This is a genomic window from Sporosarcina sp. JAI121, assembly GCF_013408665.1.
In the GTDB taxonomy this organism is placed as follows: Bacteria; Bacillota; Bacilli; order Bacillales_A; family Planococcaceae; genus Sporosarcina.
The window spans coordinates 1,544,430-1,560,673 of record NZ_JACCCL010000001.1; the positions used below are offsets into that span (position 1 = coordinate 1,544,430).

Consider the following 16,244-nt stretch of genomic DNA (forward strand, 5'->3'; position numbering starts at 1 on the left):
TTGAAAATAATTTTACACACTTTTGTGTCGGTGTAAAATTTGTTAGCATGGGGTTTAACTGTCTTTGAGTCTCTGGAATTGTGATGAATGGATTCCGTGTTTTTCCTGTGAGGAGCAAACGGGTAGTTGTACTTTTGGTGATGCAGCTGCGCCCCTTCGCTTTCATCATTTAGATACTAATTATAGCATATGGACCTTCCATTGAAGAACTTACGACAAACGAAGAAAGCTCCCTGCTTGAAAATTAAAGGCAGGAAGTTTTAATTTATATTGTTATGCACTATTCACCGTCTTCAAAATAAAAACGACTCCGCTATGAGAACCCACCTAGCCATAATAATGTCGTATTTATCTTAAAGCGAAATGTTTGCTTTTAGAGTGTCTCCTATTATTTCGTTATAGTTACCCGCCCATTATCCGTTCTTAATTTAATCAAATGCTCACCTTTACCGAATGTCGTATGTTTGTTTTCATACCCGAAAACATCGACTTTTCCGTTATCCATTTTTATATCAATAGTAGCATTCGTCGGTTCTTTTTCGGTTCGAATTTCGATTCTGCCGTTATCAGTCGTCAACTCGATTGGTCGATCCAAATTGTTTGTCACAAGAGAAATTTGCCCGTTGTCCGTTTTTCCAGTTATTTTACCTTCGACAGATGTAAGAAGTATTTTACCGTTATCCGTTTTAACATCAGTTATAGAAGTCTTTACATTTTTCATGTCAATCGTGCCATTATCTGTTTCCAACGCTATATCTTGCGCTTGGATATTTTCCACTTTAATCCGTCCATTATCAGTTTTTGCTAGGATTTTATTATATTCTTTTTGCGGTACTTTCACGAACAGCTTTAAGTCGGAGGTTGAAAATCCGAAATTAATGAAGCTACGTCGCTTTTCTTTAAAAAGGATGGAAAGCGTATTTCCCTTTACATCCGCCTTGAATACATATTTCGAATTCTTCCTCGTTTCCCCCATATATTCAACTGTTGTTGCCGAATCTTTGGTAGGTACAATTTCCACCGCTGCGTTACCGGCTACAATTTCAATATTCGTGAACGAGGAATCGTCCACTGCTATTTTTCGAGCACTGTTTCCTAGCGAATCACCTAATGTAAGCGACCACGAAATTCCACCTATAACAATTAACAAGAGCACTAAAACGATAAACAATTTATTTTTGAAAAACATCTTCATCAAACCACCTTTCAATAGGATTGGAGTAAGCGTAGCCGGTATGAATTCATTGCTGTTTCTCCAAGTTGGTCAAGTAGATTATAGTTGGCAAAGGCACCGACGATTGCACCGAAGCCGGGGATTAATTGGAACATCTTCACTAAATCGATATGATCCCGATACTCTTGCTGAAAATCCCTCCAGTCCATGTCCGCAATTAGATGCTTCTCTACCTCCCAATTTTCAATGATAGACAACGTTTCTTTCCGTGTTTCTTCACCTGAAAAAGCAAGCTGGAATACATGTAAAAGGAAAAGGCGCTCTTCATATTCAGTAGGATCAAACCCATAAATTGTTGCGGCTTCGAATAGAAATTTCATTTTAATGGATAACAATAGAGGAAAATCAACAAGACCCAGCATTATGCCCCCCGCACCAGTACCTGCGCCTTCGATGACAGCCGTTTTGCGGAAAGTTGAAAGTTTTTCTTTAAAAAGCTCATCACGTTCATAAAGACTTAGACCATTTGCTGGCCTTTTTTTCGTTGTTATATTAGAGCCGAGCAATGTGGCTTTCACCATGTTTTTAATGCTCTCCGTCATGACTGTATGAATTTTCTCCGGAATGAGACCATTCACTTTCAGTTGCGCTTTTTTGGATGTACGGCTAATCAGACCGAATCGCTTTGTCATTTTCCGCTTCCAAAATAACAGTTCCTCCTGTACTTTCATCGTATAATCGACCATTTATTTTCACCCTCTTTCCGGTGCAATCAATTCATTGTTTATAAACTAGTATAACCGATAGGTATTTTATTCAAATGGACCTAAGAAGTGATTGCATCTCAGCCCTTGGACGTAGCTTGAACGGTCCGCTTCCTGAAAAGCAACCACATAAAAACGAATATTGAGAATGAGACGCCTTCAAGTGATAAGATGTACCACGGATGGGGCCCTAAATAGTCAAGCAAATTCCCGGTGAATGGCTTCTCCTTTAAAAACATGTAGTTTCCCCGAAACAACGTATTGGCGGCAACTATAACCGGCAATATCAAGTTCAAAGCAACCATCGTTTTGAGGATGCCTTTAAAGGTAGGCCTGTATCCTTTCATCCACGTAAAATACAGTGCCGTTACTATAATTCCGATATGTGTATAAAAAAAGTGGAAGAACCTGAAATGTGGAAATCCGATATCTAAAACAGGGGTCACCATTGCCTGAAACGCTCCTCCAATACCTGCAAAAAAGACGAAATCGACCAGATGCTTATTCCCCGTCCATAGGAGAACAATTGCAACAAGTAAACTGATACTGCATAACTGGAGCGGCAATGAGTCATCTAATTCCCATAATCCGGTCCAACTCATCCAAACATGATAAAGGACTTCCATTATCAAGAGTGACATAGCAAAGAGTCGTTCATATTTCAATTGAACGGGACCTCTTTTTTGTAAAATAAATAAGAGCAAGATTAAAAGGCTTACTAATCCAATTGCCAACATATGCGTTATTGAAAAAAGTATAAAAGGAGGTTCCCCATAGACTGCCAACTTCTCCATCTCATTTCCTTGTAATGATTATGTTCACTAAATCCGAATAATTACCGGTCAGTAGTAAAACAAACGCTCAAAAGGCTACTCATTTTTTTAGATTATCACCTCATCGAAAAGTTTTTGTTTTATATCTTATACTTAAATCAACGATAAGATATCTAAATTTCATAATACATCAAATTACATTGATAGAAGCTCCATCTTAACTATTCAATTGCCAATCCAGTAGAATTAGATGTTCATACAAGTAGTTTTTTAGTCCTGGTTATGCCACCCTACCACATGTCTGGCATAATTCATTAGTCACTAATTGTCGTTGGGTATATTTAACTATGTCGATAATTGTCTTCGAATAATGCTTCCGATGATTAACTATTTTGTTTGTACAGCTATCTTTCCAAATTAGCAGCGTAATTTATTTTATCGCCACACTATGCAAGACGAAAATAAAAACGATACTACTTTGAGAACTAAAGCGCTCATTGTAGTATCGTTTTTGTTTATTTTAAAGCGAAATATCAGCTTTCCTTTTCATAAAGTCCATTTCAGGATAATAAGCATCTTTCACCAACAAATTTGGACCAAGGCAATTAACTGCCGGACAATGACAACCAATCGTTTTTGCAAGTGGTCGCTCGAGCCAGCGATCGAGCATTACTGGAAGCGATTCCGTTTGAATATTGCCCATCGGCGGTGTATCACCAAAATCCGTGACAATGACATTACCTGTGAATATATTGACGTTCAGGCGGGATCTGCCATCCGGGTCATTGCGCACTGAGACGTTTTTACTGTTGTATAACCGTTTCAACAGTGCCAAATCCTCTTCATTATCACTACACGGGTAAAACGGCAACGTACCGAACAGCATCCAGACATCCTCGTCACGGTGGTCTAGAAGTTCGTGGATCGCTTTCCGCGTTTCATCCAATGAGAGCACTTCAAGCTGAGAAGCAAAATCGCTTGGGTACATAGGATGCACTTCATGTCTTGCACATTTCATTTCCTCTATAACTTGTTTGTGGATATGTTCAAGATGCGGAAGTGTCCGTTTATTCAACATGGTTTCCGCTGAAACCATGACATCCGCTTCAGCTAATGCCCGGCTATTATCGATCATCCGCTGGAATTGTTCAGCGCGGCGTTCCCGGGGAGGTTTCCGTTCCATATTGGCGAAGCCGCCATCAACGAAATCATCAACCGTACCCCAGTTATGTGAAATATGTAAGACATCCAAATACGGTGCAATCGCCATATAGCGGTCAAGTGGCATCGTTAAGTTCGAATTCATTTGCGTTCGGACCCCACGCTCGTTCGCATATTTCAATATGGGTAATACATATTGCTCTATCGACTTTTTTGAAAACATCGGCTCGCCGCCTGTAATACTTATGGTCCGTAAATGAGGAATTTCCTCCAGGCGGGAGATGAGCAGTTCCATCGGCAGAGCGTCCGGATCCTTATGCTGTAACATATATCCTACAGCGCAATGTTCACAGCGCATATTGCACAAATATGTCGTCGTGAATTCAATGCTCGACAATGTCAGTTTACCATGCTCCTGCACATCCAAGTATGCTTCCCACGGATCGTAGGCAGGCGTCATGTTTTTGTGTGTTACTAAATCAGTATGCATTTTAATTAACCCCTATACGTATAGTAAGATACTAAAATAGTATGCACCTCAAACCGACGTTTCGCAATAGCACAAAAAGACCCCATCCAAGAAACTGTCTTGTAGATGAGGTTTCTTCACTGGCTGACAGCTAGCTCTTTACTTAAATTTAATTTAAGTATTTTGCTCAAGGCATTGATAAACCGCTATCAAATCTCGTTTATTTAACTCACGAATACGATTGAAGATTGGAATATCAGCAACAGCCTCATTATATAAGCTTTCATCAACAACATCTCTCACTTTACCAGTGAGCCATGTTTCTACCGCTATGCCTTCGACAACTTCCTGAAGTCCGTCATCATTGATACCACTTTCATTGCAACTCACACATGGTATCGTTAATTTAAATACGCCATCATGGAGATTATCTTCTGTAATGACTTTTTTTCCTTTACAGAATGGACATGGATGACTTTTTTTAATCTTATTAATTTGGGTAACAATTTTTTTATATCCAAAAGCTTCATAAACATACGTTAGTTTTTTGTATTTTCCATTTGTGAAATACTTATCAATGATGGTTTCTCTCATCTCAGTGATATTGTCAAAATCACTGATGGTAACCCGGTTGTTAGTGCTGATGGAATCGATATTGCCTCTAATTTTATCCCAGAATGGTAAGGCATTTTGTAACACCACTTCATAACCAACAAAGCTTGCCATTTCCAGCTCAAACATTTTCAGCGCGACTTGTGTTTCCCTAGGCAGTAAAGAAACATCTTCCGTCAAAGTCATATCTCCGCCAACAATAGATTTCATTTTTATCAGTTCCGGTAACGTACCTACTGTTTTCAAAACTTGATCTAGTGGCTGATAAATAATTTCACGTATATCTGTGCCGCCAAATTCGAGCTTTTTATGATGGTTTAGCACGGTTCCTTGACAAATCGGACATGTAATCATCTCTCTCGATGTTTTCATATGCTCTTTAATATTCGATTTCGAAATGGACATATACATTCCAATTATGTTATTAAAGCCTTGCCACGTTCTCTGCGCCTTGCCTGCTTTATCATAAAAGGACTTTTCCCAATACCCGTATAAATAGGTATGCTTCTCTGCTTCTGTCATATCATTATAGCTTTTACTAATATCGTGACCGAGCTCATTCTCAATCTCTTCAAAAAGGAATTTCAGTTTTGGGTATTGATAATGTTTTAACACCTCCATGACGTCTGGATGCAATTGACCATCCCAGAATGGAACGGTTTTGTCCTGAATAACAACATCTATATCAAATTTTTCAATCGCCCGGCGGCCAGAGCAGTATAGACAATGATTTTCTTGATTATAGAAATCGAATCTTTTTGTATCATTATTGGTCGGATGCGCCGCTACAATATGGTTGATTAAACCGCCAATTTCATATAGAAAACTATATTGGCTATACAAGTGTCTTTCAAGATCAATGGCAATGACCGGTGCAATTTTTTCAGATTCGTATTCACCATATATCAAACGAGCCATTGATGATAAGCTTTTCAAGATTCCGCCCTTATAGACGTTTTCTGCATTTTTAAAATAGGAAATTTGATTTTCTTTTACATAGTTAATTCCTTTTTGTTGGTTGATGGTTGAAGAGATTTGTAATGGAACAACTCTCTCCGTACTGTTTTGTTGACGATAATAATCATCATGACTGACAACATCTAGATGTTGAACAGGTGTAAGCTGTCTTTTACCAAAATCCACGATAAAATCAGAGTTATTTAGCATATATGAATTATGTTCAATCATTATCATTGAGACAGATTCATCCTGCAAAATGACCCTGACACTATCAATGAATTGATTTAAAATATTTTGTGATAAACCTTTTGAAGGCTCGTCAAAAATAAAAAGCGTATGTGGGTTTCTTGAGTTTGCAAACAGCTCAGAAACTAAATGAACACATTGAAATTCACCAGTCGATAAAGACTGTGTTTTTCTTTCCAACGTCAAATAACCAAGTCCTAGTTTGATCAATAAGCTTAAACGTTTATGAACGATGTCGTCCTTTGGCAGTTCACCAATAATATCTTCAATCGAACGCTGAAAAATATCATCAATATCTTCACTATATTTTGCGAGTTTCCTTTTAATATCAAGAAAAGTTGCAACTGTTGACCGACTGGTAATCGATTGGTTTCGATTTTGCCCAACCATTACCAATTTATCTTTTGGATATCGCTTGAGAAAATCTTTGGCTATACACTCATTGACAAGTGTAGATTTACCACATCCAGACTCCCCGGTAAAAGTGACAATTCTATTTTGGGGAATCTGAATTTCAGCCATTTGAATATTACGACAGTAAAGATCATGAAATTGATAGTATCCTGTTGGTATTGCCTGATTTCCTTCCAAAGTAATTGGTTTTGGACGTGGGGATTCTTCAACAATTTTCCCACCGTATTTTCCACTGCCAGGTCCAAAGAACAATTGCTTTTCCGTTGTGTTAAGGACCGTGTCAGAATGGTCAATGAGCCAAATTTGATTCTTAGACCCTAATTGTTTAATCTCTTCTAAGATTTTCAATAGTGTTTGGTGATCGAGACCCACGGAGATTTCATCAATAATAATAACGGTATTTTCACTTGTCGCCATGAATTCTGCCAAGTAAAGTCGTGTTAATTCTCCACCCGATAATGTACCCATAATGCGATTTAATGTTAAGTAACCAATATTCATATTGATAACATTTTTAAGAATATGTTGTTTCGCTTCACTAATATGTAATTCTTCTCTCAGGGAGAGAATCGTTTCAATGTTTAAGTTGTTTATATCGGAAATACTATATGGTTGATCCAATAATTTCATCTTATATTGTTCAACTTCTGGATTATAGCGTTTGCCCTCACACTTTTTACATTCGATATTTTTGGTAGTACCACGTCCTTTACAATCAGGGCACCAGCCTAAGGGATTATTAAATGAAAAAACTTCTGGAGAAAGCTTGATTTCTTCAGCAATTCTCTCACGAATCTCTTTAAAAACACCCGTATGTGTGCCGATCGTTGAACGCGGATTGGAAGAAATAGATGATTTTCCGAGAAAAAGTACTAAAGGCATTTCTTCCATCTTAATAGCACTGAAATTGGTTTCCATAATATTGGGGAATAAATACTGATATTCAGCCTTAGGCAATAAGGAAACGAGACGCTTCTTGGATTCTTCACCAATTGTTTGGCAAAAAGTTGTTTTACCAGATCCAGACAAACCAGCAATTCCTAACGATTTATCTACTGGTAGTGCTACATCTAATTTGTAAAGATTGTTCGCAATCAATTGATTTATCTTCATAAGTGAGTTCCTCTCCATTCTCTAAATTTAGTATTGCCACATTTGCTTCATTATAATTATTACAAAATTATTATTTAACTCCTTCGTAACTTCCATTAAAAATGACGCTTTCCATGTTCCGGAAAAGCGCCCTATTGTTGAAGTATGGTTTATTTTATAAAACGATTACCAATAATGATTTTCACAGTTCTTCTAACACTTCTTCTAACACTTCTTCGAGTTCATCACCCATTTGCGACCATGCGTATTTAGCTCCCTCGATGGCTCCTTCGCGTGCTTTTGTTTCTTCACTGAATCCAGTTTGATCGAAATGTAGATGGACAGTTCCAACTGGATCTTTTCAATGTCCATGTAACAGTAGTGCTTTCTCCGGCACTTAGCCAAGTGTAAGACAATAAATGAGGCTCGTCCACTCCGGGCACCTCGCAATCTACAATTCCATTCCATCATTCGGAAGGCTCTGTCCGAAACTGAAATTTATGTTTAACAACTGGTTTAAAATATCCATTTCGCAAGAGTATCCGGATCCGTAAAAACGTTCCACAGCTGCTCGATTGAACTTGTAAATTGAAAATCTAATGATACATCTTATTTCATTTTTTCTCCAATAAAAGATTTAATTTAGCAACTCTTACTTTCCAGAATCCTTCGTAAAAAGATACCCAATCTTGAATTTCTTTCAACGAAGTAGCATTCAACCGATACCTCGTTTCTCTACCAACCCTTTGAGCAATTACGAAATCCGCATCTTTAAGGATAGCCAAATGCTTAGAGACTGCTGTACGCCCCATTTGAAAATAAACAGTTATTTCATGTAAGGGTAATTCTTCAACATCTGTCAACATTTGAAGTGATTTTCGCCTTGTCGGATTGGCAACTGCGTTATAAACATCCCTCAGTTGACTTATATCGTCCAAAATCCCCTCAGCTTTTCATTATGATTTCCTGCAATGTCAGCGATTAAATTTCATAATAAATAAGATACCTTATGGTATTCTATTTATCATAGGACACCAAAAGGTGACGCGTCAAGTTCCATTATCTTGCCCTTTAATGGAATAGCAATAGTAGTTGTAATTTACAAGTAATGTACGTAATTGATTAACTGGCCTGAAATATAGTGCGATTTTCATTTGCACTTTGCAAGTTACTAATTTAATTTACTTGCAAAACGCAATTATTCAATAGTTAATCTACTTGTATTTTGCAAATATTAGGCATACTAAATTGCTAACTCCCTCTCAATTTTTCCTCCAGCACATACATGGAGCGCAGAACTGTCTCACGTTCAAAGTCATTCATGGAAGCTAGGGCACCCTCCATTTTGGCTGCAATGATTTCATTTATGGACGTTACGATTGCACTCCCCTTGCTGGTTAAAGATAGTAAATAAATTCTCCGGTCTCCTTCGTAGGGAGTTCTGATGAGCAGCTCTTTCTTTTCCAACGTTCCGATCTGCCTGGAAAACGTTGTGATGTCCATACCGACAGCTTCGGCCACAGTCTGCATAGATGGTTTTATTATCAATGAAATTTCGTAAAGAATAGAACTTTGTACGACAGAGACTTCATCACAGCTTGATTTATGAATGTTGCGCATACTTTTTGATAATGAGTGAAAAATAGGAATGATAGTATCCATTTTGAAGTTCCTCCTTACCAGTACTTTTTGCAATTATACAATAATAAAAGCGTAAGCGCCTGATTAGATAAGAAAAACAGAAAAACTGGACAAAAAAACGCGCCCGGTATATTTAGGCGCGCTGTACTTATGCATATAGTATTTCGTCTTCGTCTTGAATATCAACGCCGTTTTTAAGATGAACACTAGTTTTTAAAATGAGCGCCTGCGTTTTAGATTCGATTTCCCATCTCTCATCAGGCACCATCTCAAATGGAATCATCCATGTTTCTTTTGATTTGATATCGCTCATCATTTCAATTGATTGTTTTGCGATGATAACTTCATCGGTTTCGGATCGCTTCAATAATTCAATTACAATATGATCGACTAATTCATCACTGGCATCCCCTTCGATATAAATAGTTCCGGAAAGGGTTTCTCCAAAAGCGACATTTGGTCCATCAACATTTGTGCTGACAGTCGTTGCTCCGTATTCAATCATCGACGTAAATTGCCTTACCATGTTCTATTCCCCCGATTCTCGACTCGCACTATTTTCATAATGCAGCTGATCATTAACTTCATATTTATTATACCGTAATTTAAACAATTTGAATAAATGACTTACGAGGACTTTTAATAACGCATATCCCGGAATACCGAGTACGACTCCGGCAACTCCGAATAATGACCCTGCCGTCAACAAAACGAAAATGATCGTTATAGGATGGATACGCAATGATTTCCCCATAATCTGCGGAGAAATAAATTTCCCGTCAATTAGTTGGACGATTGTCCATACAGCGGCTAATTTGAATAGCATCAATGGGGATGTCACAATTGCAATGATGACTGCAGGTGTAATTGCGATAAGCGGACCTAAATAAGGCACAACACTTGTAAACATCGCCAGAACGCCCAATAATAATGCATACTTCATGCCAATGATCAGAAAGCCGATGGAAACCATAATCCCAATACAAATTGCAACAAGAATCTGCCCTTGCACGTATGAACTGATTTGACGATCCGCATCATGGAAAATGATCTCAGCATCATCCCGCATACGAGGAGGCAACATCTTAATAATAAGTTGAGGAAGTCGTTCCCCGTCTTTCAACAAGTAAAACAGGATGAACGGTACCGTTACAATAGCCAAGATGAAACCTGTCAAGGCAGAAATGAAAGATGTAACTCCGCTTGCAATTCCGCCTACCGTATCAGTGAAAAACTTTCCTATATTGCCTTGTACGGATTCCAAAAGAGTATTTACATTAATATCAAGTCCAGCATAATAGGATGCAAAGATGGATGTACGTAAAAAAGAATCGGCGTTAATTAATAATTGACCGAAATATGTAGGAAATTCTTCGACGAGATTGTGGAATTGTATTTTTAAAAAAGGCAAAACAAGAAAAACAAGCAATGTAATTAGACCGACCGCCCCAATGAAGATGATTAAAATCCCCCAAATCCGCGGAACTTTTATTCTTTCCAATAAACGCAGGATAGGTCTCAATAAATAATATGCGATTGTAGCAAGTATTACGGGTAGTACAACTGTCGAGAAAAAGACCGTAATCGGATAAAAGATGAAGGAAATATGATTGTAAATGTAGATAATCAAACCTATTAATAAAATTGAAACAAGGACGAATAATGTACTTCGTCCCCCTAGAAACTGAATTACATGAGAAACCTTTCCATTTCCCTTATCAACTTTCAATGTTGTAGTCGACAGCCTTTCTTCATCTAGCTCCATAGACATCCCCCTTCTTCCGTCAAGATTATCTACCTAATCCAGCTGCATACCGAGGAATTTTGAAATTGCCTCTTTATTTTGAGTGATATCCAGCTCAATTACAGAACCTGCATGTGAGTATGAGTTGAAAGAAAACGACCCTTCCACTGGTACCGTCATTGTTTCTATTTCCGCACCTTTATTCATCAGAAGTGAGATTGCTTTCGAAATTTCATCTTTCGTTGTCAGATCCGTTTTAATGTATCCGGAAAGTGCACCCGCAAGTTTCGGTAGATTGGCAAGCATTCCTGGCCGGAACGCTTCATCCTTCATCGCAGAAACCACTTCTTGTTGACGTGCAACCCGCCCGAAGTCACCCTCTTCGTCTGCACGGAACCGTGCGTAACCGAGCAATTCCTTACCGTTCAATTGTTTTTTGCCCGGCACCAGCGTAACGCCAATTTTTTCGGACATCTCTTTTTTGACATCAATCTCAACTCCGTCCGGAAACGCGATATCAACAATCGATTCAAAATTAGCAAAATCAACGATTGCATAATGATGAATCGGAACACCAAACATGCCTGTTATTGTGTCCTTCGTTAATTGCAACTTACCGAGGTAATAGGCGGTGTTCAATTTATATGATTTGAATCCCGGAATGTCTGCATATATATCACGCATAAATGAGATAACCCGTATTTTCCCCGCATTCTTATCCCAGGACAGCACCATCATTGTATCCGTCCGTGAACTACCGCTACCATCATCGTCCACACCTAGTAATAGGTAATTTTCAATGGAAGTATATTTGGGGTCTATTGCATCCCCCTTAAATGGACCAGGGTCAATCATATTGTTTTTTGCCAGTGATTTCCCTTCATTATATTGAATGAATGAGTAAAGTCCAACTCCGATAAAACTAATAGTAACTATTAAAAAAATGACCCTGCCGATGCGAAGCTTTTTCTTTCTTCTTCTTTTCGGTACTGGACCTTCATAATTTTCTTCCATTATTGATTCCTCCAAAAAATGATATCCCAATTAGGACGAACAGGAAGCCTCTTGGTTGCGCATTGCTATGTTAATTATACCATGATGATCCATTACGGTTAACAATAACGAATTTTTGTTATTATTACTCCTTCAATGCAGTTATGTTCAGCGGGGATTTTCCCTATAAGTGAAGATTATTGTCATATTCCCCACTCCCCTCAATACATTCCCGCATATGTTACATAGATGTTCCTGCAGAAAGGTGGTGAATGAATATGGGACGTGAATACCGCGGAGGCGGCGAAGGTAATTCATTCGCTCTGCTCGTTGTGCTTTTTATTCTTTTGATTATTATTGGCGCCAGCTACCTCTATTAAGATAATAAGCTCAGCAAACCTAAACCGCTCATTTGAGACCTATCTATGTAAGAGCGCTTGATAAGCGCTCTTTTCATATTAGTTCAGAATACGGATGAACGACTATTTCCACTGAATCTACTATGTTACAATTCAGATATGTTAAAAAGAAAGGGAATGATGACTTTGACTGAAAAATCATTTGAAAAAGCCGCATTTGCGGGCGGTTGTTTTTGGTGTATGGTGAAACCGTTCAAAGAATGGGAAGGTATCCACGACGTCCTATCCGGTTATATGGGGGGACATGTTGATAACCCTACATATGAAGACGTAAAAAAGGGTGATTCCGGTCATTTGGAAGTTGTCGAAATTACATTTGATCCAGCGGTATTCCCGTATGAAAAATTACTGGACATCTTCTGGCAGCAGATTGACCCGACCGATGCAGACGGTCAATTCCAAGACCGTGGACATTCATATTCAACCGCTATCTTCTATTACACGGATGAGCAGCGCCAAATTGCTGAAGCATCTAAAGAAAAGCTTGGTGCAAGTGGTACTTTCTCTAAACCGATTGTCACACCAATCCGTGTTGCTGAGACGTTTTACCGGGCGGAAGAATATCATCAAGATTATTATGAAAAAGAACGAGAGCATTATGAAATGGACCGCGCACAATCTGGCAGAGATGAATTTATTGCAGGTCATTGGTCTTAAGATGCAGAATTCGTGTACTCTATGGTGAAAAAGGTGGACAAGGACTCAGATGAGGTATCTGGATTCCCTGTCCACCTTTTTATTTACCCTCCTCATTTATAAATCGTTTAGAATTTTCTTATCCCCGATCATGAATGTCAGGATGAACATCATCACATATAACAACAGTATAATGCCGAACGTATAATGATGGTTTTCCGTCCCATCGTAGACAACTGCAATCAGAAGTGGCAATAATCCTCCTATGATAAAGCCGCCCGTCTGCATCATCGCAGTCCAAGAACTAGCTTCTTCAGCAGTTCTTGTCTCGTCAAGCGGCAAGAGAAGCGCTACCGGGAATAACCCACCGAGTGGAATTCCCATGATGAATGCGCCTGCCCACATAAGCGGATACATCCCCGTCCAAAACAGAAAAACTGCGAGCATCCCCGCAATGAGCATCAGCAAGAGCCAAAACTTCCGAGCTGGAAAGCGTTCCATCAACAATGGCAGGAGAATGTTTAAGAAAATTTGGACCGTCGTCATGATGCTAAGTAATGTTCCCGCCTGCAGCAATGTCATTCCTGCGGAAATTGCAATTGGAGCGAGCCATGTAATGATTGAAAAGAATGCTGATGACTGTAAACCAAAAAACAGTAAGAATAACCACGCCTTCCGTGTTTTCCACGGGGATTTCATCTTCTTCTGTTTGTCTTTTACGACAATGGAAGCGAGTTGACGGACTTCCATATTCCCTTTCATTGCTAAAGACCATGCAACTAAACCGAGAAGTGCAAGTACGGACCAACTACTAAGTGCAAATAAATATGATCCTGTTCTTTCAAAAAATACGGCGGTCAATCCCGCACTGGCTGCAGACCCGACCCCCATCCCGAATGAATAAATTCCAATGACGGAGGCAGCACGTTCCGGAAAATACTGTTTGATCATCGCAGAAAGAAGCGGTCCGATTACTGCAATTGCGATACCTATAAGAAAAGCTGTACCGATTAGAATTAGAAAACTGGAGATGAAACCCCGCAAAAGGGTCATTATTGCAATGATAATAAGCATCGTATAGATTGTATGCTTCACTCCGAATTTCCGGTTCAACACTGGTGCCATTGTGGCGAAAACGCCCATACAAATGACAGGTACTGCTGTCAGTAGGCTTACTTGTGCGTTGGATAACAGTAACTGCTCACGAATCGTTTCTAGCATCGGTCCGATTGATGTGATTGCCGGTCTCATGTTGATGGATATCGCAAAAATCGCAAAGATAATAAAAACTGACTTTTGCTTACTAATATTTCTATGCATATACTCGTTCCTTTCTTTCTATAAGACAATTGATTAGATGATGGGTTTACCTATGTGTAGAAATTTCTTGACAGAAAAAAGCGATTTACGTGGAAGTCGAGAAAAGTAGGTGAAGCTTACATCTAGCATACCACTCTGAAACGATTTCGTGCTATAATAGGAGCATTGTGAATTTAGGAGGATTTTGAATGATAGCAGTCAGTAATGTAAGTCTTCAATTCGGCGACCGCAAGCTGTTTGAAGATGTGAATATACAGTTCAATCCAGGTCATTGCTATGGTCTAATCGGTGCGAATGGTGCGGGTAAATCAACATTCCTTAAAATCTTGTCCGGTGAACTTGAACCGCAATCAGGAAATGTCATCATGAACAAAGGCGAGCGCCTTGCTATTTTGAAACAGAACCATTTCGAATACGAGGACAGCATCGTGCTCGATACAGTCATTATGGGCCACAAACGTCTGTATGATATTATGATGGAGAAAAACGCCATCTATGCAAAAGAGGACTTTTCCGACGAGGACGGCATGCGCGCAGCTGAACTGGAGGGCGAATTTGGCGACTTGAACGGTTGGGAAGCAGAATCGGAAGCAGCTATACTTCTACAAGGACTTGGCGTACCAGATGAATACCACCAGATGAAGATGTCTGAACTTACCGGTTCCGATAAGGTGAAAGTGCTTCTTGCACAAGCTTTGTTCGGCAAACCTGATGTTCTACTTTTGGATGAGCCGACAAACTCACTTGACTTGAAAGCAATTCAATGGCTTGAAGAATTTCTAATCAATTTCGAGAACACACTAATTATCGTATCTCATGACCGTCACTTCTTGAACAAAGTTTGTACACAGATTGCAGATCTAGACTTCTCGAAAATCCAGATCTATCCGGGTAACTATGATTTCTGGTACGAATCAAGCCAATTGGCACTGAAAATGTCCCAGGATCAAAATAAGAAAAAAGAAGAGAAAATTAAAGAATTGCAGGCATTCGTAGCCCGCTTTAGTGCCAATGCTTCGAAATCGAAACAAGCGACTTCGCGTAAGAAAACACTTGAAAAAATTGAGTTGGATGATATTAAACCATCTTCTCGCCGTTATCCCTTTATCAATTTCCAAATAGGCCGTGAAATCGGGAATGACGTACTTAGTGTACAAGACGTCAACAAGACACAGGACGGTAAAGTTATGTTGAAGGATGCTTCTTTCACAATCAGCAAAGAAGACAAAGTAATTCTTCTTGGAAATCCGCTTGCAAAAACAGCGCTCCTTCAAATGCTTGCAGGAGAGTCCGAGCCTGATTCCGGTGCTATTAAATGGGGAATTACGACTTCACGCGCATACCTTCCCATTGATAACAGTGAGTACTTCCAGGGCTCGGAACAATCACTAGTTGATTGGTTGCGCCAATACTCACCGGATGATCAAACCGAAACATTCTTGCGTGGATTCCTTGGACGCATGTTATTCTCCGGTGAAGAAGTGAACAAGAAACCTTCCGTTTTATCCGGTGGTGAAAAAGTGCGCTGCATGTTATCGAAAATGATGCTGACAAGTTCAAACGTTCTTCTTCTTGACGAACCGATGAACCATTTGGACCTTGAATCAATTCAAGCACTTAACAATGGGCTGATAGCGTTTAAAGGGGCAATGATTTTCACATCTCATGACCAGCAGTTCATTCAAACAGTTGCGAACCGTATCATTGAAATTTACGATGACGGTACAATCTTCGATAAACTGATGAACTACCAAGAATACCTTGAATGGAAAGAACAAGAAAGTAAAGGAAAACAAAAAAAATAAATCGAAGCCGTTTTCCCACAG

Annotated in this window: 14 protein-coding genes and 1 pseudogene; 3 read left to right on the forward strand and 12 right to left on the reverse strand. The window is 39.2% G+C overall.

Annotated features, from left to right (window positions below; all coding sequences use genetic code 11):
- Positions 1-388: 388 nt before the first annotated feature.
- The 11 genes and pseudogenes from HDC33_RS07295 to HDC33_RS07340 all read right to left on the reverse strand — a co-directional run bounded on the left by HDC33_RS07295 (position 389) and on the right by HDC33_RS07340 (position 12,064).
- Positions 389-1,189, reverse strand: coding sequence for a DUF4097 family beta strand repeat-containing protein (locus HDC33_RS07295; protein WP_179391809.1), 801 nt, complete (start codon positions 1,187-1,189; stop codon positions 389-391).
- 17 nt (positions 1,190-1,206) lie between these two features.
- A complete protein-coding gene (locus HDC33_RS07300) occupies positions 1,207-1,920 on the reverse strand; it encodes an EcsC family protein (RefSeq protein ID WP_179391810.1) in 714 nt (237 codons plus the stop codon).
- 98 nt (positions 1,921-2,018) lie between these two features.
- Positions 2,019-2,732, reverse strand: a complete 714-nt coding sequence (locus HDC33_RS07305) for a YwaF family protein (RefSeq protein ID WP_179391811.1) — start codon at positions 2,730-2,732, stop codon at positions 2,019-2,021.
- A 499-nt stretch (positions 2,733-3,231) separates the two neighbouring features.
- Entirely contained in the window at positions 3,232-4,362 is a 1,131-nt protein-coding gene (gene yfkAB, locus HDC33_RS07310; protein ID WP_179391812.1) for a radical SAM/CxCxxxxC motif protein YfkAB, read from the reverse strand.
- Positions 4,363-4,515: 153 nt separating this feature from the next.
- Positions 4,516-7,686 (reverse strand): ATP-binding cassette domain-containing protein, encoded by a 3,171-nt coding sequence (locus HDC33_RS07315; protein WP_179391813.1) that lies wholly within the window; start codon positions 7,684-7,686, stop codon positions 4,516-4,518.
- A 181-nt stretch (positions 7,687-7,867) separates the two neighbouring features.
- Positions 7,868-8,241: pseudogene (locus HDC33_RS16550) on the reverse strand (SRPBCC family protein).
- 38 nt (positions 8,242-8,279) lie between these two features.
- Positions 8,280-8,603, reverse strand: coding sequence for an ArsR/SmtB family transcription factor (locus HDC33_RS16555; protein WP_255457314.1), 324 nt, complete (start codon positions 8,601-8,603; stop codon positions 8,280-8,282).
- Positions 8,604-8,916: 313 nt separating this feature from the next.
- Complete coding sequence (locus tag HDC33_RS07325; protein ID WP_179391814.1) at positions 8,917-9,327, reverse strand: MarR family winged helix-turn-helix transcriptional regulator; 411 nt, start codon at positions 9,325-9,327, stop codon at positions 8,917-8,919.
- Between the two features lie 127 nt (positions 9,328-9,454).
- Entirely contained in the window at positions 9,455-9,832 is a 378-nt protein-coding gene (locus HDC33_RS07330) for a sporulation protein (protein ID WP_179391815.1), read from the reverse strand.
- 3 nt (positions 9,833-9,835) lie between these two features.
- Positions 9,836-11,071 carry an AI-2E family transporter gene (locus tag HDC33_RS07335; RefSeq protein WP_179391816.1) on the reverse strand — a complete coding sequence of 412 codons (1,236 nt, stop codon included), beginning with the start codon at positions 11,069-11,071 and terminating at the stop codon, positions 9,836-9,838.
- A gap of 33 nt (positions 11,072-11,104) precedes the next feature.
- Entirely contained in the window at positions 11,105-12,064 is a 960-nt protein-coding gene (locus HDC33_RS07340; protein ID WP_179391817.1) for an LCP family protein, read from the reverse strand.
- A 257-nt stretch (positions 12,065-12,321) separates the two neighbouring features.
- Here HDC33_RS07340 and HDC33_RS07345 point away from each other — a divergent pair, with 257 nt between their 5' ends.
- Together HDC33_RS07345 and msrA are read left to right on the forward strand one after the other, a co-directional pair.
- Positions 12,322-12,423 (forward strand): YjcZ family sporulation protein, encoded by a 102-nt coding sequence (locus tag HDC33_RS07345; protein ID WP_179391818.1) that lies wholly within the window; start codon positions 12,322-12,324, stop codon positions 12,421-12,423.
- Positions 12,424-12,588: 165 nt separating this feature from the next.
- Complete coding sequence (msrA, locus tag HDC33_RS07350) at positions 12,589-13,119, forward strand: peptide-methionine (S)-S-oxide reductase MsrA (RefSeq protein WP_255457315.1); 531 nt, start codon at positions 12,589-12,591, stop codon at positions 13,117-13,119.
- Positions 13,120-13,215: 96 nt separating this feature from the next.
- On the opposite strand, the gene HDC33_RS07355 is transcribed toward msrA, so the two are convergent.
- Positions 13,216-14,418 (reverse strand): MFS transporter, encoded by a 1,203-nt coding sequence (locus HDC33_RS07355; RefSeq protein ID WP_218843175.1) that lies wholly within the window; start codon positions 14,416-14,418, stop codon positions 13,216-13,218.
- A gap of 188 nt (positions 14,419-14,606) precedes the next feature.
- Here HDC33_RS07355 and HDC33_RS07360 point away from each other — a divergent pair, with 188 nt between their 5' ends.
- Entirely contained in the window at positions 14,607-16,223 is a 1,617-nt protein-coding gene (locus tag HDC33_RS07360) for an ABC-F family ATP-binding cassette domain-containing protein (RefSeq protein WP_179391820.1), read from the forward strand.
- Positions 16,224-16,244: the final 21 nt, after the last annotated feature.

Bases quoted from the DNA above. Each gene is read 5' to 3' on its own strand.
- HDC33_RS07295 (WP_179391809.1), bottom strand. From the start codon at position 1,189: ATGTTTTTCAAAAATAAATTGTTTATCGTTTTAGTGCTCTTGTTAATT.
- yfkAB (WP_179391812.1), bottom strand. From the start codon at position 4,362: ATGCATACTGATTTAGTAACACACAAAAACATGACGCCTGCCTACGAT.
- HDC33_RS07360 (WP_179391820.1), top strand. From the start codon at position 14,607: ATGATAGCAGTCAGTAATGTAAGTCTTCAATTCGGCGACCGCAAGCTG.
- HDC33_RS07340 (WP_179391817.1), bottom strand. From the start codon at position 12,064: ATGGAAGAAAATTATGAAGGTCCAGTACCGAAAAGAAGAAGAAAGAAA.
- HDC33_RS07330 (WP_179391815.1), bottom strand. From the start codon at position 9,832: ATGGTAAGGCAATTTACGTCGATGATTGAATACGGAGCAACGACTGTC.
- HDC33_RS07355 (WP_218843175.1), bottom strand. From the start codon at position 14,418: ATGCATAGAAATATTAGTAAGCAAAAGTCAGTTTTTATTATCTTTGCG.
- HDC33_RS07300 (WP_179391810.1), bottom strand. From the start codon at position 1,920: ATGGTCGATTATACGATGAAAGTACAGGAGGAACTGTTATTTTGGAAG.
- HDC33_RS07325 (WP_179391814.1), bottom strand. From the start codon at position 9,327: ATGGATACTATCATTCCTATTTTTCACTCATTATCAAAAAGTATGCGC.
- HDC33_RS07315 (WP_179391813.1), bottom strand. From the start codon at position 7,686: ATGAAGATAAATCAATTGATTGCGAACAATCTTTACAAATTAGATGTA.
- HDC33_RS07335 (WP_179391816.1), bottom strand. From the start codon at position 11,071: ATGGAGCTAGATGAAGAAAGGCTGTCGACTACAACATTGAAAGTTGAT.
- HDC33_RS07345 (WP_179391818.1), top strand. From the start codon at position 12,322: ATGGGACGTGAATACCGCGGAGGCGGCGAAGGTAATTCATTCGCTCTG.
- HDC33_RS07305 (WP_179391811.1), bottom strand. From the start codon at position 2,732: ATGGAGAAGTTGGCAGTCTATGGGGAACCTCCTTTTATACTTTTTTCA.